This is a genomic window from Streptomyces sp. YS415, from assembly GCF_023544665.1.
Taxonomy (GTDB): domain Bacteria; phylum Actinomycetota; class Actinomycetes; order Streptomycetales; family Streptomycetaceae; genus Streptomyces.
On the sequence record NZ_JAMJFL010000002.1, the window covers coordinates 186,762 to 201,104 of the forward strand.

At 67.9% G+C, this 14,343-nt stretch carries 16 protein-coding genes and 2 tRNA genes; 6 read left to right on the top strand and 12 right to left on the bottom strand.

Annotated features, from left to right (window positions below):
- Positions 1–15 precede the first annotated feature (15 nt).
- From M8H82_RS03825 to M8H82_RS03855, 7 genes are all read right to left on the bottom strand, one after another.
- Entirely contained in the window at positions 16–183 is a 168-nt protein-coding gene (locus M8H82_RS03825) for a hypothetical protein (RefSeq protein WP_250070924.1), read from the bottom strand.
- Between the two features lie 417 nt (positions 184–600).
- Positions 601–915, bottom strand: coding sequence for a hypothetical protein (locus M8H82_RS03830; RefSeq protein ID WP_250070925.1), 315 nt, complete (start codon positions 913–915; stop codon positions 601–603).
- A gap of 204 nt (positions 916–1,119) precedes the next feature.
- Complete coding sequence (locus tag M8H82_RS03835; RefSeq protein WP_250070926.1) at positions 1,120–3,252, bottom strand: FtsK/SpoIIIE domain-containing protein; 2,133 nt, start codon at positions 3,250–3,252, stop codon at positions 1,120–1,122.
- Positions 3,253–3,268: 16 nt separating this feature from the next.
- On the bottom strand, positions 3,269–3,823 hold the full coding sequence (locus M8H82_RS03840) for a hypothetical protein (RefSeq protein ID WP_250070927.1): 555 nt from the start codon (positions 3,821–3,823) through the stop codon (positions 3,269–3,271).
- 29 nt (positions 3,824–3,852) lie between these two features.
- Positions 3,853–4,239 (bottom strand): RRQRL motif-containing zinc-binding protein, encoded by a 387-nt coding sequence (locus M8H82_RS03845; RefSeq protein ID WP_250070928.1) that lies wholly within the window; start codon positions 4,237–4,239, stop codon positions 3,853–3,855.
- A complete protein-coding gene (locus M8H82_RS03850) occupies positions 4,239–5,150 on the bottom strand; it encodes a DUF2637 domain-containing protein (RefSeq protein WP_250070929.1) in 912 nt (303 codons plus the stop codon). The genes M8H82_RS03845 and M8H82_RS03850 overlap by 1 nt, the downstream gene beginning before the upstream one ends.
- Positions 5,147–5,413 carry a DUF6284 family protein gene (locus M8H82_RS03855; RefSeq protein ID WP_250070930.1) on the bottom strand — a complete coding sequence of 89 codons (267 nt, stop codon included), beginning with the start codon at positions 5,411–5,413 and terminating at the stop codon, positions 5,147–5,149. The genes M8H82_RS03850 and M8H82_RS03855 overlap by 4 nt, the downstream gene beginning before the upstream one ends.
- A 577-nt stretch (positions 5,414–5,990) precedes the next feature.
- Between M8H82_RS03855 and M8H82_RS03860 the strand changes: the two genes are divergently transcribed.
- Both M8H82_RS03860 and M8H82_RS03865 read left to right on the top strand, forming a co-directional pair.
- Positions 5,991–6,758 carry a GntR family transcriptional regulator gene (locus tag M8H82_RS03860; protein WP_250071138.1) on the top strand — a complete coding sequence of 256 codons (768 nt, stop codon included), beginning with the start codon at positions 5,991–5,993 and terminating at the stop codon, positions 6,756–6,758.
- Positions 6,755–7,324 carry a GNAT family N-acetyltransferase gene (locus M8H82_RS03865; RefSeq protein ID WP_250070931.1) on the top strand — a complete coding sequence of 190 codons (570 nt, stop codon included), beginning with the start codon at positions 6,755–6,757 and terminating at the stop codon, positions 7,322–7,324. Before M8H82_RS03860 ends, M8H82_RS03865 begins: the two co-directional genes overlap by 4 nt.
- A 123-nt stretch (positions 7,325–7,447) precedes the next feature.
- Here the strand turns inward: M8H82_RS03865 and M8H82_RS03870 are convergent, their stop codons facing one another.
- Genes M8H82_RS03870 through M8H82_RS03880 form a run of 3 tightly spaced genes read right to left on the bottom strand, consistent with a single transcriptional unit; the run spans position 7,448 to position 10,969 of the window.
- On the bottom strand, positions 7,448–8,509 hold the full coding sequence (locus tag M8H82_RS03870; RefSeq protein ID WP_250070932.1) for a macro domain-containing protein: 1,062 nt from the start codon (positions 8,507–8,509) through the stop codon (positions 7,448–7,450).
- Positions 8,510–8,548: 39 nt separating this feature from the next.
- Entirely contained in the window at positions 8,549–9,241 is a 693-nt protein-coding gene (locus M8H82_RS03875) for a DUF4433 domain-containing protein (protein WP_250070933.1), read from the bottom strand.
- Between the two features lie 57 nt (positions 9,242–9,298).
- Positions 9,299–10,969: an HNH endonuclease signature motif containing protein gene (locus M8H82_RS03880; RefSeq protein ID WP_250070934.1), complete on the bottom strand. Its 1,671-nt coding sequence runs from the start codon at positions 10,967–10,969 to the stop codon at positions 9,299–9,301.
- A gap of 238 nt (positions 10,970–11,207) precedes the next feature.
- Here M8H82_RS03880 and M8H82_RS03885 point away from each other — a divergent pair, with 238 nt between their 5' ends.
- Positions 11,208–11,420, top strand: a complete 213-nt coding sequence (locus M8H82_RS03885; RefSeq protein WP_250070935.1) for a hypothetical protein — start codon at positions 11,208–11,210, stop codon at positions 11,418–11,420.
- Positions 11,421–11,433: 13 nt separating this feature from the next.
- Here the strand turns inward: M8H82_RS03885 and M8H82_RS03890 are convergent, their stop codons facing one another.
- Together M8H82_RS03890 and M8H82_RS03895 are read right to left on the bottom strand one after the other, a co-directional pair.
- Positions 11,434–12,090: an SDR family oxidoreductase gene (locus M8H82_RS03890; protein WP_250070936.1), complete on the bottom strand. Its 657-nt coding sequence runs from the start codon at positions 12,088–12,090 to the stop codon at positions 11,434–11,436.
- A gap of 209 nt (positions 12,091–12,299) precedes the next feature.
- Complete coding sequence (locus M8H82_RS03895; RefSeq protein ID WP_250070937.1) at positions 12,300–13,571, bottom strand: amidohydrolase family protein; 1,272 nt, start codon at positions 13,569–13,571, stop codon at positions 12,300–12,302.
- Positions 13,572–13,843: 272 nt separating this feature from the next.
- Between M8H82_RS03895 and M8H82_RS03900 the strand changes: the two genes are divergently transcribed.
- The 3 genes from M8H82_RS03900 (at position 13,844) to rpmG (ending at position 14,288) form a co-directional block, all read left to right on the top strand.
- Positions 13,844–13,916: transfer RNA gene (locus tag M8H82_RS03900), tRNA-Thr, on the top strand.
- A 46-nt stretch (positions 13,917–13,962) separates the two neighbouring features.
- Positions 13,963–14,035 (top strand) — tRNA-Met (locus M8H82_RS03905).
- 88 nt (positions 14,036–14,123) lie between these two features.
- Complete coding sequence (gene rpmG / locus M8H82_RS03910; RefSeq protein ID WP_003948671.1) at positions 14,124–14,288, top strand: 50S ribosomal protein L33; 165 nt, start codon at positions 14,124–14,126, stop codon at positions 14,286–14,288.
- Positions 14,289–14,343: the final 55 nt, after the last annotated feature.

The window sequence follows — 14,343 nt, forward strand, 5'->3', positions numbered from 1 at the left end:
CCGCCCTTGGCGTTGCTAGAAGTCGGTGCCGGTGTAGTGGGCGACGTAGCCAGGGCAGTAGGTCTCGGGGCAGGCGCAGCCGCCGCATTCGTTGCAGATGTCGTCGGAGCACTGGTCGCAGTCGCGGTGACCGGGGCATCCGTAGTCGGCGCAGTCGTCGCAGTACAGCTCTTCCTCGGGCATGGCAGACCTCTCCTGAGTCAGCAGGGGCTGTAGGGGCGGTGGTTGGAGCCTGGCGTGCGAGTGGCCGTGTTGTCGTTGCTGTGGCCGGCCATCGTGCGAGCTCGGGCAGGGCCAGCTGTTGCGCTAGAGGTTGCGCTAGGTGTTGCGCCAAGAAGTTGCGCTAGGTGTTGCGCTAGGTGTTGCGGGCGCGATTCGGCCAAGCGGGGTTTGCGCAGGTAGTGAGCCTGTTATGGCGTGGTCGGGGGCCGGACATCCCCTCTGCGGCCCCTTTGCCCTGCGCTGTGGTGGAGGGAGTGAGGGCGGTGGGCGTGGGCGCGGGGCAGCCTCGGGGATGCGGGGCGGCCGGTGTGCCGGTTGCGCGGCGGCCGGCGGGCCGCGCGCATCGAGCCGCCGGACGGCTCGGAGAAAGGGGCGGGGCTACTTGGCACGGGCGCGCTTGAGCGTGATCCCGCCGATGCCGACGGGTCCGGCCGCGGCGGCGATGACGGCTACGGCGTGGGCGGTGGCGTCCAGCAGCGCGCACAGCGCGACGACCAAACCCCAACAGCCGATGGCCGCGGCGCCGGCGACACCGACCGCGATCAGCACGCGGCGCCACCGGATGCCGCTCGGGTCGGTGGTGTGGACGACGATCACGACCGGGGCGCCGGTGTTCTGGGCGCGGCGGTAGGCGTCGGCGGGGATGTGCGGGGCGAGGATTCCCGGCGGTCCGCCGGGCGTGTGGGCGTGCATGCGGAATCCCTTCCGGTGCTGGCTTGGGGAGACAGAGGCACCCCCTGTCTGGGGTGCTGTGGAGGGGGTTACGGGGGTGCTGACCTGCGCGCCTCCCCGCCTCCCCGAAACGCTGTTCTCGCTGATCACAGCGGGGGAAGCGGGGCGGGGAGGCGGTTGGGGAGATCTCCCCGCCTCCCCAGCGCGGACGGGTCTGCCTCCCCGCTACTGGGAGGCGGAAGCGGAACCGTCGGAGTCGCGGTTGGCGAGGGCGCGCAGGACGTGATCACGGTGGACGACCATGCGGCCGTGGGACTTCTTCGGCTCCTCGCCCTCGGCCTCCAGCACCCGCTTGAGGTCGCCGTTGGTCCAGTTGCCGTAGGCATCCGTGTCGAGCATCGCCAGCCGCTTGAGGACGTCCGTCGTGGGCAGCCGTGAGGCATCGCCGATGGCAGCGGCGATGTCGGCGAGCGCGTCGCGCTCCTCGCCGCGCTCGATCACGCGCAGGGTCGTCACCCCGTCGCGCAGGGCCTTGGCACGCTCTGCGATCTGGTCGGCGGGGTCGTCGTCGATGAAGTGGGTGCGCACCGTGATGAACGACTGGCCCTTGGGCATGTCGATGCCGTCGGTGGCCACCACGAGGGTGCCCTTGTCGATGCCCTGGCGCAGCATGTGCGGGGCGGCCCCGTCCTCAACGGCCTTGTCGCCCAGCGCCATCTTCGACTGGGACTCGGTGCCCAGCACGAGGGAGGCGCGGGTGTGGGCACCCTCGCGGACCAGCTTGGGAAGGTTCTGGTCGGTGGGGTCCTGGGTGCCCTGCCACATCAGCACGTCCACGGCACGGCCCTGGTTGTGAATCTCGCGCACGGCCATGAAGTACCGGGATGTGGCCTTGGAGCCGCCGTAGGGGCGCTTGGCCTCGTCCTTGGCCGGGCACATGAACGCTTTCTGCGCCTCGTCCACCAGCACGATCAGGGGCGGGAAGAGGGCGCTCGGGTCGGTGCGGCGCTCCTCGATCCGGCGGTTCATCTCGGCAACCGCGTTCTCGACCATCTCGGTCGCCTGAATGCAGTGGTCGTCCGAGGGTCCCTCGATCAGCACGGCCGCGATGCCGTCGAACATGGACCAGTCGCCGACGCCCTTGAGGTCGGCAAGCCAGAACTGCACCGACCGGTCCAGCGACAGCCACAGCGCGAGCGCCCGCAGGGCGGCGGTCTTGCCCTGGTTCGAGCGGCCAGTGATGAGGAGGTGGCGCTGGTACACGCTCAGTTCCGCCGCGTCCCCGCGCAGGTCCTGTCCCCATGGCGCGCGGCCGGTCTTGTAGTTGGCGGTCATGGTTTCGTCGGTGACCAGCGGGGACGGGCCGATCGGCTCGTCCAGCGCGCCCGAGTCGGCGATCCACAGCCGGACCGTGCGGGCCGCCTCGGGAATGGTGATGAACACCTCGTGCTCGTGCCGAGAAAGGTTTTCCGCGAGCTTGCGGCGACGGGTCTGCACCTCGTTCGTCGCCACCCCGGAGGGCAGGGTGACGTCGACCTCGACGCCGCATCCGGCGATCCGGATTGGGCCGAGCATGGAAGCGCCGGCGTCGCCCATGTCCTTGATGGCGGTGCGCAGGGTCGCGACACCGAGGTCGCGCAGGGCCTTGACCACGATGGACGGGGTGATCGGCTCGCCCTGGCTGTTGCGGACGGTGGCGGGCATTGCCCACGAGGGTGCGGCCTGCTGTTTGCTGCCCACCGCCCACAGCCCGAGAAGGGCCAGCAGCGGGCCGATGGTGATGGCGTAGGGCCAGACGACTTGCACGATGGTGATGAGCAGGGCGATCAGCTTGATGACCGCCATGAGCGGGGTGAGGACGTCGCTTGCGTCCTCGGTCGCCACGGCGAGCGCTATGCCGAGGGCGATCAGTCCGCCGACGCCGATGCCGACGCCGGCGGCGGCGCCCTTGGCCGCGTCGATGGGCGAGGTGAGCAGGTCCATGCGGCGGCGGTGGCGGGCGTCGCGGAAGCGCTGCCCGCGCTCCTCCCAGTCCGCCGCCAGCTCCATGTTCCCCGCGGCTTCGGCGGCGCGCATGTAGCGCTCGTAGCGGGCGGAGGTCCGGGAGTCCCACACGCGGCGGCTGACGATCCTGGTGCCGCCGACGACGTACAGCGTGTGGCGGGCGACCGCGCGGGCGGTGGTGGTGGTGCGGTCGTCGGTGGCCAGCCGCTTCACGGCCCGCCCGGAGCGCACCCACAACGGCACGACCGGCGCGGCCTGGGCCTCCGAAACGACCGTCAGGGTGGTGACGGTCGCGTCCTCGGCAGACTGGTCTTCCGTGGGCTTGTGCAGGGGAACGACGTTGTTCTCGGTCATGAGGGTGCGTCTCCTGTCAGGGGTGGGCGCCGGGGACGATGCGGTTGGCGAGGTACTCGTGGCCGTAGGCTTCGGCCTCTTCCTGGTCGAGCAGTCGGTCGTGTTCGCGGGCCTGCCGGCGGGACATGCGCTCGATGCGGAACCGGTCGCGGGCGTTGGCGACGCACCGTTCGAGCACGCCCTTGCGGCTGAACTGCATGGCGTGGACGAGTTCGTGAATGATCGTCAGGGCGAACTCGGCCGGGGTGGGGTGCTTGTCCACGTCGATCAGCAGCAGCGCGCTTCCGTCCAGGCGGGGGATGGCGTTGGCCTGGATGTCCCGGGCGACTTTGCGGGCGGCGCGTTCGGCGTTGGCGAGGGTGCGCCGGTCCAGGGCGCCGGCGAGGGCGACGTCGGCGGCGGCCATCAGTTCGGCCATGCCGCGTTCGTTGGTCAGGATCACCTCGACGTCCGGCATGGTGCCGGCAACCGCCCGGTTCACGACCGGCACGGCCTGCTCGGTCAGTCGTGTAGCGGTGCGCAGAGTGGGGCCGTATCCGGGGATCTTGTGCGTGCGGACAGTGGTCTTCACACCAGTCTCCGTGGATGAGTTACCGCAGCTCACGCGGCGGTGGCAGGGGTGTCGGGGTAGGCGCAGAGCACGCACATGCCAAGAGAGGTCGGCAGGCAGTAGCTGTAGGTCATGCCGCAGACCGGGCAGGTGCAGCGGGCGTGCATCGCGAGCGCGAGGGCGCCCCACTTGCGCGAGGTCATCGGCCGCACGGGCAGCGCCAGGTCGACGCGGTAGAGGTAGGCCACGCGGGGGGTGCCGGTGCGGCGGTTGATGCGCATGGCCTGCGCCGCGACCGGCTGACCACCGGGGCGCAGACCTTGAGCGCGTAACTGTCGGCGGGTGGCCAGGCCGTCCGGCGCGAGCTTCCACGGGTAGGTGGGTATGCCGTGCCGGGCGCCGGTCGGGTCGAAGCAGCGGCCGTAGACACCGGACATCAGGCGACCGCCTCAGCAGGCCCGGCGCCGCGTTCGGCGAGCAGGGTGTCACGCAGCATCCGCGCGTTCGTCGGCGACGTGCGCACCGCCCGGCGAATGCCCTCGGCCGTCACCTTCGCATCCGGCCACTCAGCCGTCGCCATACGTGCCTCGCTGAGCAACTGATCCGGGGTGCGCTTGGAACGGGGCGACTTCACCGCCTCGGGAAGTCGGCCGGTCGCCCGACGGGATCGAGTCGACGCGGCAGGCACCGCCCGCCGCTCGATCGGGGCGAGCGGGAGGGTGTCGCCCTGCGGGATCGGCTTGAGCATCGGGGAGGACTTCAGGTGCCCGACCGGGCCCTGATCGGGCACCCGCACGAGCATCGCTGTGATCGGCGCGGGGGTCGATTCGGGGAGGTCAGCCGTAGACCGTTTCACGATGGTCTCGGTCGATTCCTCCGCATTCGAGCTAGCGGCCGTGGTCGGGGTGGGCCGGTGGTGCAACACCTTGGCGACCAGATCGGAACCGAAATAGATCGACCCGACCGGAAGCGAGGTAGCGAGCAGAACCAAAGCCCAGTTCGCCGGGTCCCAGTCGGCCAGCCGAGTCCAGTCGACCCGGGCGCCGCCATCGCTGTGCAGCTCCGGCACGAGACCGTGCACGTAGTTGAGGACCAGCGAAGCGAGGGTGTAGGTGCCCAGCACCCGCAGCGCGAACTTCCGCGCGTCGTCGGTGAGCACGAGGGTGGCGATCAGGGCCAGGGCCATCAAGCCGTCGACCACGAACGGATACAGCATCGCGGCCGTTTGGTCCGCGCCGACCGCGCCGGCGATGTCCCGCAGCGCGTTCCACGACACCCGGAACGCCATGCCGACGACGGCGACCAGCGCCAGGACCAGGGCGGCGCGTCCCTTGCGGTGAAGCCTCATGCCGCACCCCCGGGCAGGGTCTCGTTCGCGGCGTTGATCAGGGCGACGCGTGCGGCGAGCGCCCGGCGGCGGGCCCGCCGGATGCGGCGGACGTCCAGCTCGGTCGGGGTGCGGTCGAGGGTGGCGATCTGCGCGTCCAGCAGGTCGACGTCCGCGAGGATCACGGGCATTTCCTGCTCGATCGCGTCCAGCTCCGCGTCCGTCGGCTCCATGAAGTCGGCGAACGCGGTAACAGCGTCTTGAACAGTGACGATGTGACTCATTGGGTCTGGTTCCTCTCACACAGGAACGGCCCGAACAGCGGCCCCGGTGGTAGGACACCGGGGCCGCGCGCCGTTGAAGTCGGAGCATCCGGCTCCCCTCAGCGCTGCTCGTACGAGACGAGCAGCGGAGGCAACCGGCCGCCGCATTGATGCGGCGGAAGTCAGAGATGCGCAGGCCTGTGCCGCGCCGGACACCTTTTGCGGGAGGTGACGACCCGTACTGCGCGATATGGATCTGTGCCTCAGTCCCGCTCACCCGAGTAATCGCATCTCGGTCTCTTCGCGTGGCGTAGGTGCCCTTGGGCAGATCCGTTCTTTTGAGTCGGTGCGTGTCCCTGACGGGAGGTGACCGACTGATCTCCACTCGCCTCGGCCGGAGTCGTCACGGCCGTCCTAGCTGCGGTGGATCACGCTGTGGAGTTGTAGGCAGGAGGGAGCACACTTGAAGGTGTTGCACCACCTGCTCAGCTTGTTGGTACAAGCTGATGCAGTGATGCTGCACCCACGCACCGTGAGCCGTCAAGGGATTGGGGCCTACATGTACCAACAAGTTGCGCGAGTGCGTCATGATGAAGGCATGAACAAGCAGCCGAAGTACCGGCAAGTCGCCGACGTCCTGCGTCGCGAGATCGACAACGGCACCTACGCGCCGGGGTCGAGGCTGCCCTCAGAGAGCGACCTGTCGCAGCGCTTCGACGCGTCGCGGAACACCATCCGCAACGGGCTGAGCCTGCTGGTAAGCGAAGGGCTCGTCTCGTCCAGCCAGGGTCTCGGCTACGAAGTCAAGTCTCACGAGGTGTTCGAACTCAACGCCTCTCGCTTCGAGAACTTGACGTTTCCGCAGAACGGCGACGCCTACAACACGGATGTGACGAACGCGGGCCGACGGCCGCACCAGACGTTTCGCGTCGAGATGTTGCCGGCATCGCAGGAGATCGCTCAGCGTCTCAAGATCGAACCGAGTGCGAAGACGGTATTGCGGTTCTGTCATCGCTACGTGGACGACGTCCCCTGGTCCACTCAGGCGACCTACTATCCCTCGTGGCTGATCGATGCGTCGCCGCGACTGGCTGAGCCTGGGGACATCGACGAGGGAACAACGCGGTACTTGGCCGCTCAGGGGATAGAGCAGGTTGGGTACTTCGATGAGATCTCGGCCCGGATGCCCACTCCGGACGAGGCTCGCCTCTTGGAGATCGGAGCGGGGGTGCCGGTCATGCTCTGGACGCGAACCGGCTACTCGAAAGATCGCCCTATCCGCTGCACGATCACAACGTTTCGGGGGGACCTGAACCGGATGAACTACGAGATCGGCGACCTTGCCGCCCGGAGCGAGAACACGTGATCATCACCCCCGCAGAGCCGCACGACGTTGCCAAGCTGCTGGCCTTCCGTGAGGAGGCAGCAGCTTGGCTGCGCGGTCTCGGGTCCGACCAGTGGAGCCGTCCGTATCCGGCTGACAAGTTGCTCACCACGATCGAAGCAGGCGCCGTGTTCATGCTCCGCGACGGGCATACAACCGCCGGCACCATCACTCTCACCGCGGATGCCGAACAGGGCCTCTGGACTGACGACGAATTGACCGAACCTTCGATGTTCATCAACAAGCTCACCGTCGCCCGCGAATACGCAGGGCAGAACCTCGGCGCTCGATTGCTCGACTGGGCAGGCGACCGGGCCCGTCGTGCAGGAGCCCGGTGGATTCGCTTGGACGCATGGACAACAAACGATGCACTCCAGAGGTACTACCTAGAGCAGGGCTTCACGCACATTCGCACGGTCCGTGAAGGCGCGGCCGTAAACGGTGGTCCCCGGGTCTCCGGTTGGCTCGCTCAGCGCCAGGCGCAGTTGGCGGATCACGGCTTCATGGACCGCACGCCGCCTCCTGCACGGCTTCCGCTCGCCGCCTGAGTGGAGTGCCTCAAGAGGCATACTGCAGTAGCACGTGAAAGTGCGCTGCTGTGGGCACTGCCAGTAGCGGAGGCTGCCCTGTCATCTCTGAAATGCCAGTCTGAATGGCGTTGGTGGATCAGGCTACAGGAGGCCCACTTGGGCTAGGCGCTGCCATGCCGTCTGGACGTGATCCTCGGTAAAGAGGCGTTGCTTGCGATGGTTCCATCCCCTGATGCAGGCTGTAACGGATTCAGGGGTGGGTGGGGGAGATACGAGTTCCTCGGCGGCAAACAGGACGGTGCTCAAGAGTTCCATGCCGAATGCGTCTTCGAAGCCTGCCGTTAGCGTCTGGAGCTTCGCCGCAACCTCTTCGAAGCTCAAGTATTGCTTGAGTAGTTGCTCGGCCTCAACTACGGAGTCCTTGTTGAGCTCCAGGATCGCCTGAGCACCGCTCGTTCCATCGCCAAACCCCGTTAGAAAGTGGCCTTCCATGTTGGAGACCGCTCTATCGAGGGGTTGGGAGTAGGGGCCGTAGATTCCCTTTTCGAAGTGGAGTCCTAGCGGCAGGTGCAACTTTTGAAGGAAATATGCAACCTTGTGTGCCTCTAGAAGTGACACGCGAGGTTCGAAGGCGAGTCCCCGCGAAATTCCACTTCGGATATAGCGGTCAAGGGCGGCAAGAAATGCTGCGCGCTCCTTGGTCATATTCGGTGCCTCAGTAGCGTTTGGCATGGACGTTGCGCTTGGAGCTCCGGATGGTTCCCAAACTCGAACTTCCACTCCGGGAATAGTGCCTAGTGCTTGGCGGATCATTGGTTCAACATCGCGCCAATCGAGACCGCCATTGCCGCACCCGAGCGGCGGCACTGCGATGGATTTTATTCCGCGCTCGACGATTTCGTCGCGTAGCGCCACAAGGCCCGACGCGATGTCTTCGATTCGAGATGGGGCACGCCAGTGACGCTTTGTTGGGAAGTTGACGATGAATCTCGGGCTGCCTAGCTGCTTGACCTCATGTACGTGCATTCGGCCGACCATGACGTCGCCGCGATCGCAAGACGCCTTGTAGTCCTTGAAGTTCTCCGGATAAGCCCGCTTGAACTGCAAGGCGATGCCCTTGCCCATGACGCCCACGGTATTGACCGTGTTAACAAGGGCATCGACATCTGCCAGAAGCAGGTTGCCGGTGCCACGCGTGATCATCGTTGCCCTTCCCTGAAGAGGTCGTTCGTTGTCGTCATCTCAGTAGTACCACTCACGTCTGACAGTGACCGGAATCTCGGCTCCTGCCTCCCGAAGCAGGTGCCGTACTTCCTGTGCGTGATCATGATCGTAAGTTGCGATCTCCTGGAGAGCAGTCACAGGAAGATGCTCATGCACGAGGAGCTCCGCCATGCGCCGCCGCATGCGGTCACCATCGTCAGCCGTGTTCGCCCAGTACCGTGCTTCCATGATCTCCCAGTCCACGACGCTCGGCAGCATGCTCAAGTCGTTGAAGTGGCGGGTGATCTCGTTCGCGCAGTTGCCGTCGCTGAACACGTAGGGCCTCCCGGATGCCCTGACAGCATTCACGGACGTGACCAGATAGACGAGTGGGGGCTGCCCTTCCCGGTACGTCGATACGCCGCCTCGACTGATCACGTAGAGCATTGGCGATCTCGGGGCAAAGTAGAACGGAACGTAGTCAGCGGGGCATCCGCAAGGCGGGACGGTGACCCGTCGCGTGCGCCGTTCGGCCTTGACATCCCTGTCTCCACACTCCATTGGCACGCCGCCCCTGCCTTGCATGGCACTGTCCGAGAGCAGGCGCTTCTCGGTCAGGATGTCGGGCAGGTGCCGGACATGTGTGAAGTGGAAGAGTTGCTGTTCCCCGACGTTCATCACGGGAACTGAGTAGACCACAAGGGTGCCTGCCGACGTGAGCTGTTGCACCATCGACCAGAGGCCCGCTGACGCCCTTGACGGCAGTACCTGACGGCAACGTCGGCGCAGTTAGTCGAGCATCGCCTCATGGAGGCGTCGTGCTGTAGCGGCGAGCTGGCGCCGGAGCTTCTCTTTGTTCTTGCCGTAGGTCTTGAGGGCGTGGCAGTTGGGGCACAAGGCGATCATGTTCCAAGGCACATCGGGTCCCTCCTTGGCGAGGTCTTCGACGTGGTCGACCTGCAAGATTGGCAGGCCGGCTGTGGTCAGCTCGGTGGGGTGGCCTGCGCATTGAGGGTTTTCGCACCTGCCGCGGCAGCGCTTGATGACGGCAGCTCGTGCGCTGGGGTCGCGTACGTACTTGTCGGCCAGTGTCGGCTTCTTCATTTGGCCGCGACGCTCGGCGTTCGCCTCGGCCTTCTGCGCCAGACGCCGATACGCATCCGCGTCGCTCTCCTCGACGGCCGGGGCTTCAAGGGCGAGGTCGCTGGGACGGTAGTCGCCGGTGTCGTCGTGGAGCTCCCCTGTATCGGCATCCAGCGCTTCGAATACGTCGGCGGACCAGGTCTCCCGCTCCGGGGAGGGGACAGGCGCCAGCACCCAAAGGAACTCACGACGGGGCAACTTGTCCTCTCCCACGCCCCACCGCAGTCGGCGTTGCACGATCACGGCCCAGGTTTCGAAGCTGAACTGTCCCTGGAACGGCTTGTGCCAGTAGCGCAGCGGGCGACCAGCCGCCTGATGCTGGGCCATGAGTTCGTTGCCGTCCGTCAGCTTCTGGTCGCCAGACAGACCGTCGCCTACGTAGGCGATCCAGTTAGTGTCTGGGATGCGCCCATCGGCGTAAGGCCCCTTGTCGTCTGAGAAGGCGCTCAGGATGCCGTCGGCGAGGCAGCCGATCCCTGCCATCTTTTGGCCGCCATAGGTCCGCCAGATGGCGTCCCGATCCTTGAATGTTTCCCCAAGCAGCGGGCGCAGAGCATCCGGCCACCTACCGGCGAGCAACTCGTGGAGGCCGAAGTCTTCGAGCAAGCCTGCTGGAAGGGGATGGAAGTAGCGCAGGATCAGTCCGGCAGCCGCGGATGCCGCAGCATCCGGGTGCGAGCGGAGCAGGTTGTAGTCGTCCTCGCGCAGACCGCCAAGGGGATTGACCTCGTTCAGCGACTCCAGTGTCGGGCGCCGCCCGCGGCTGGTCAGAGTGAGTTCCTGCCCCTGCGCGATGGTCCACAGTCCATCGCGCACGAGTCCCCAGAACGGGTAACGGACCCCGTCTACACCGTCTTCTACCTGACCGTGCTTCACCAGCAGCGGTGCGACAGCATCACGGACGGTCGACCATGACTGCATGCGGGGTGTTCCGGCCAGAGCCTGGCCGATTGCCCAGAGCAGCAGAACGGGACGGTGCAGAGCGGGTCCCGTCGCACGTCGAGCCGGCCGGACGTCTCCCACGCGCCGTAGAAAGGTCTTGGGGGGCTCCACCACGCTGAAGCCCTCCCTCGTCAGCCATGCCACTGCATGCTTCAGCCCCCCGCTGAACTGGGACGGCTTGAGGGCCTCCCCGAAGTCGTACCGGTGAGCAACGCCAGCTATCGCCTTCGAGTCGTACAGGTTCCCCTCGTGTTCCAGCAGGTAGGTAGCCGCGGCTCGGTAGCCGTAGAAGTCCCGGAACGCCTCCGGGCCGATCCGGTCGTGCTCCTCAATCGCCTGCAAGATGCCTGCACGAGTGATCTCAGAAGCTGCCATGCGCGACACCGTAGATCACAGCACTGACAGGTTCCCCCAGACGTCCCCCACCACGGCCTCTGACACTCGAATCACCTGGTCAGGAGCATTAGAGCCAGCCCGCTGTAAATCTGCCGGCTCAGCCTTCCCAGGTTCGAATCCTGGCGCCGCCACTTCGGGGAAGACTCCCTCAGCACTGTGGAAACACAGAGCTGAGGGGGTCTCTTTGTGTGCGGCCGTTGCCGGGCAGACTGGGTCCATGACCACTCGTCGCAGAAGGTGCCCCGAGTGCCGTCGGGAGATCGCCGTGGTGGCCGGGCGGTTCGCGCGGCACGATCCGCCCGGTGCGCGGAGCAGCGGGGAACTCGTCTCGTGCGCCGGTTCTCGGCGCCCCGCGGAACTCGGGGCCGCACAGCCGTCGTTGGACGGGTACGTCGTGCCCGAGTTCCCCGGTCAGCTGCCGTTGTTCTGAGGGCGCGGCGGCCTCAGTTGCCCGCCACCGACTTCACCGCCACCGACACCGGCGCCGAGCCGCTGACCAGCTCCAGGGTCAGCCCGGCCGTGGCCGGGGTGTCGATCAGCTCTGCCAGTACGGCGGCCACGTCGTCGCGGGGGATCGGGCCGCGGCCCGTGTGGGCCTCCAGGCGGACCAGGCCCGTACCGGCGTCGTCCGTCAGCGCACCGGGCCGCAGGACCGTCCAGTCCAGTGCGGACAGGCCGCGCACGTACTCGTCGGCCTCGCCCTTGGCCCGCAGGTACACGTCGAAGATGTCGTCGCCCTCGTGCCGGGGATCGGCGCCCATCGACGAGACGATCACGTACCGGCGTACGCCCGCCCGCACCGCCGCGTCCGCGAAGAGGATCGCCGCGTCCTTGTCCACCGTCTCCTTGCGGGCCGACCCGCTGCCCGGCCCGGCGCCCGCCGCGAAGACCGCCGCGTCCGCACCCCGCAGATGCGTCGCGACCTCCCCCACCGTCGCCGACTCCAGGTCCAGCACCACCGGTTCGGCGCCCGCCTCCCGCAGATCGTCGCCCTGTTCGGCGCGGCGGATGATGCCCGCGACCTCGTCCCCGCGCGCGGAGAGCAGCCGCTCCAGCCGCAGCGCGATCTGACCATGACCTCCAGCGATGACTGTGCGCATGCCTTCGACCGTACGCCCGGACGGCCGCATTCGCCGCATGAGCCCCCAGGGCCCCACCACCTGACCGGGAGAGCCCCCGGACCGCATCGGTCTCGACGCGGGCCCCGCGCCTCACCCCGGGGCCGCTGAGAGCGACTTACCGAGCGCGACGCGCCCCGCGCGCCCCCACAACACCCCCCGCACACCCCCGAAACCCGGCCCGCACCCTTTCAGGAAACGTCCCCTCGCCCCTGCCGGGGCAGCCCCAACTCCACCGCCGCCGAGTTGCAGTACTCCCGCACCGCACTCGTCCGCGCCACCACACGCCCCCGATGCATCACGATCCGGCTGTACGCCAACGACAACGCCCCCGCCAGCCGGTCCCCCCGCACCGCCAACAGGTCGGCCGGAAAGCCCGCTTCGACCCGGACCTCGGGCAGGCCCAGAACCGTCCGCGCCCCCGAACTCACCGTGTCGTAGGCGTCCTCGGGGCTCAGCCCGTAACGGGAGGCCAGCAGATACGCCGCCTCCAAGGGGTCACCGCGGCCCACCGGGTTGGACACGTCCCGCAGCGCCCCGCTCCCCGCGGCCACCCGCACCCCGGCCGCGCGCAGCAGCCGTACCGGCGCCGTCCCGCGCTGCTCCACGCCCCCGCAGCCGCCCTGCGGCAGGCACACCACCGTCACACCGGCCGCGGCGAGTTGGTCCGCCGTGCGGGCCGCCGCATCGGCCGGCAGGCGCCCCAGGCCGCCGCATGGCCCGAGCGTCACACCGGGGCGCAGACCGCCCGCCATGGCCGCCAGCCGGGACAGCCGCGCCGGGTCGTCGGCGTCCGTGTGCAGGTCGACCGGGCAGCCGTGCTCGGAGGCTACATCCAGGACCGCCTCCACATAGCCCGTCGGATCGGGGTCCAGATCCGGACAGCCGCCCACCACCGACGCGCCCATCTTCAGCGCGTCCCGCAGCATGGCGAGCCCGTCCGCCCCGGCCACGCCGGTCAGCAGCCGCGGCATGGCCACCGCGGTCAGCTCGGTGAGCCCGCGCAGGGACCGCCGGGCGCGCAGGACGGCGGACAGGGCGCCGAGCCCCTGCACGTCGCCCACCCGCACGTGGGCCCGCACCGCGGTCGCGCCGTGGCCGAGCTGCAGCAGAGCCGCCTCCGTGGCCCGGCGCTGGACGTCCTGGGGGTCGTAGGAGACCGGGCCGTCCGCGTCGGCGGAGAGCGCGGTGTCGCCGTGGGCGTGCGGATCGGCGGGGGCCGGCAGCAGCAGGTAGCCGGTGAGGTCCACGCGCGCGCCGCACGCGCGCGTGCCGCTCGTCGCCAGGCTCCCCGCCGTGCCCACCGCCTCGATGCGACCGCCGCCCAGCCGGACGTCCACGCTCCGGCCGTCGGTGAGCCGTGCCCCGCAGAGCAGCAGCGCGGCCGGATCGGACGCACCGGACGACCCCGGGGACGACGACGAGGACGACGAGTGATGCGGCTGGGGCTGGCTGTCGGGCATCGCGCTCCAGGTGCTCGGTGCTCGGGGCTGCGCGCGGGACTGCGCGGGGACGCAAGATCACGCAGAGTGAGTCGAGCCTAGGGCGGTGATCCGCTCGCGGCCGGGAGGAGCGCAATAGTCGTACCGGTGTGGTCCGCCGTGCGGGAGCTGCGTCGATGGCCTGCGGCGGGGGCGGCAGAGGCGCCTGGGAAGCCCGCCGGATCAGGGTCCCGAGGGCGCCGCGAAACGGATTTGGGTGAACGGCTGCCGAGCGTGTAATGTCTTCATCGCTCGCCCCAATAGCTCAGTCGGTAGAGCGTCTCCATGGTAAGGAGAAGGTCTACGGTTCGATTCCGTATTGGGGCTCTGGTGTGAGAGGTTCCCGCCGCGAGGCGGGAACTGATCGCATCACAGCGGTGTAGCTCAGTCGGTAGAGCAAGCGGCTCATAATCGCTGTGTCACCGGTTCAAGTCCGGTCACCGCTACTGACAGTAGCCGATTGCGGGGTCGGTCCTTCGATCGGCTACTCTTGCTTGCGTTAATAGTCCTATCCGTTCGTCAAGGAGCACTCACGTGGCTGCCACCGACGTCCGCCCGAAGATCACGCTGGCCTGCGTGGAGTGCAAGGAGCGGAACTACATCACCAAGAAGAACCGGCGTAACAACCCGGACCGTCTTGAGATGAAGAAGCACTGCCCGCGTTGCAATGCGCACACCGCGCACCGCGAAACGCGATAAAACAGGCTCGTACACGAGGCCGCCCCCGCAGTCCGGGGGGCGGCCTCGTGTCGTT

Coding starts and splice junctions, on each gene's coding strand:
- M8H82_RS03825 (WP_250070924.1), bottom strand. CDS start 183: ATGCCCGAGGAAGAGCTGTACTGCGACGACTGCGCCGACTACGGATGC.
- M8H82_RS03830 (WP_250070925.1), bottom strand. CDS start 915: ATGCACGCCCACACGCCCGGCGGACCGCCGGGAATCCTCGCCCCGCAC.
- M8H82_RS03835 (WP_250070926.1), bottom strand. CDS start 3,252: ATGACCGAGAACAACGTCGTTCCCCTGCACAAGCCCACGGAAGACCAG.
- M8H82_RS03845 (WP_250070928.1), bottom strand. CDS start 4,239: ATGTCCGGTGTCTACGGCCGCTGCTTCGACCCGACCGGCGCCCGGCAC.
- M8H82_RS03850 (WP_250070929.1), bottom strand. CDS start 5,150: ATGAGGCTTCACCGCAAGGGACGCGCCGCCCTGGTCCTGGCGCTGGTC.
- M8H82_RS03855 (WP_250070930.1), bottom strand. CDS start 5,413: ATGAGTCACATCGTCACTGTTCAAGACGCTGTTACCGCGTTCGCCGAC.
- M8H82_RS03860 (WP_250071138.1), top strand. CDS start 5,991: ATGAACAAGCAGCCGAAGTACCGGCAAGTCGCCGACGTCCTGCGTCGC.
- M8H82_RS03870 (WP_250070932.1), bottom strand. CDS start 8,509: ATGATCACGCGTGGCACCGGCAACCTGCTTCTGGCAGATGTCGATGCC.
- M8H82_RS03875 (WP_250070933.1), bottom strand. CDS start 9,241: ATGGTGCAACAGCTCACGTCGGCAGGCACCCTTGTGGTCTACTCAGTT.
- M8H82_RS03880 (WP_250070934.1), bottom strand. CDS start 10,969: ATGGCAGCTTCTGAGATCACTCGTGCAGGCATCTTGCAGGCGATTGAG.
- M8H82_RS03885 (WP_250070935.1), top strand. CDS start 11,208: ATGACCACTCGTCGCAGAAGGTGCCCCGAGTGCCGTCGGGAGATCGCC.
- M8H82_RS03890 (WP_250070936.1), bottom strand. CDS start 12,090: ATGCGCACAGTCATCGCTGGAGGTCATGGTCAGATCGCGCTGCGGCTG.
- M8H82_RS03895 (WP_250070937.1), bottom strand. CDS start 13,571: ATGCCCGACAGCCAGCCCCAGCCGCATCACTCGTCGTCCTCGTCGTCG.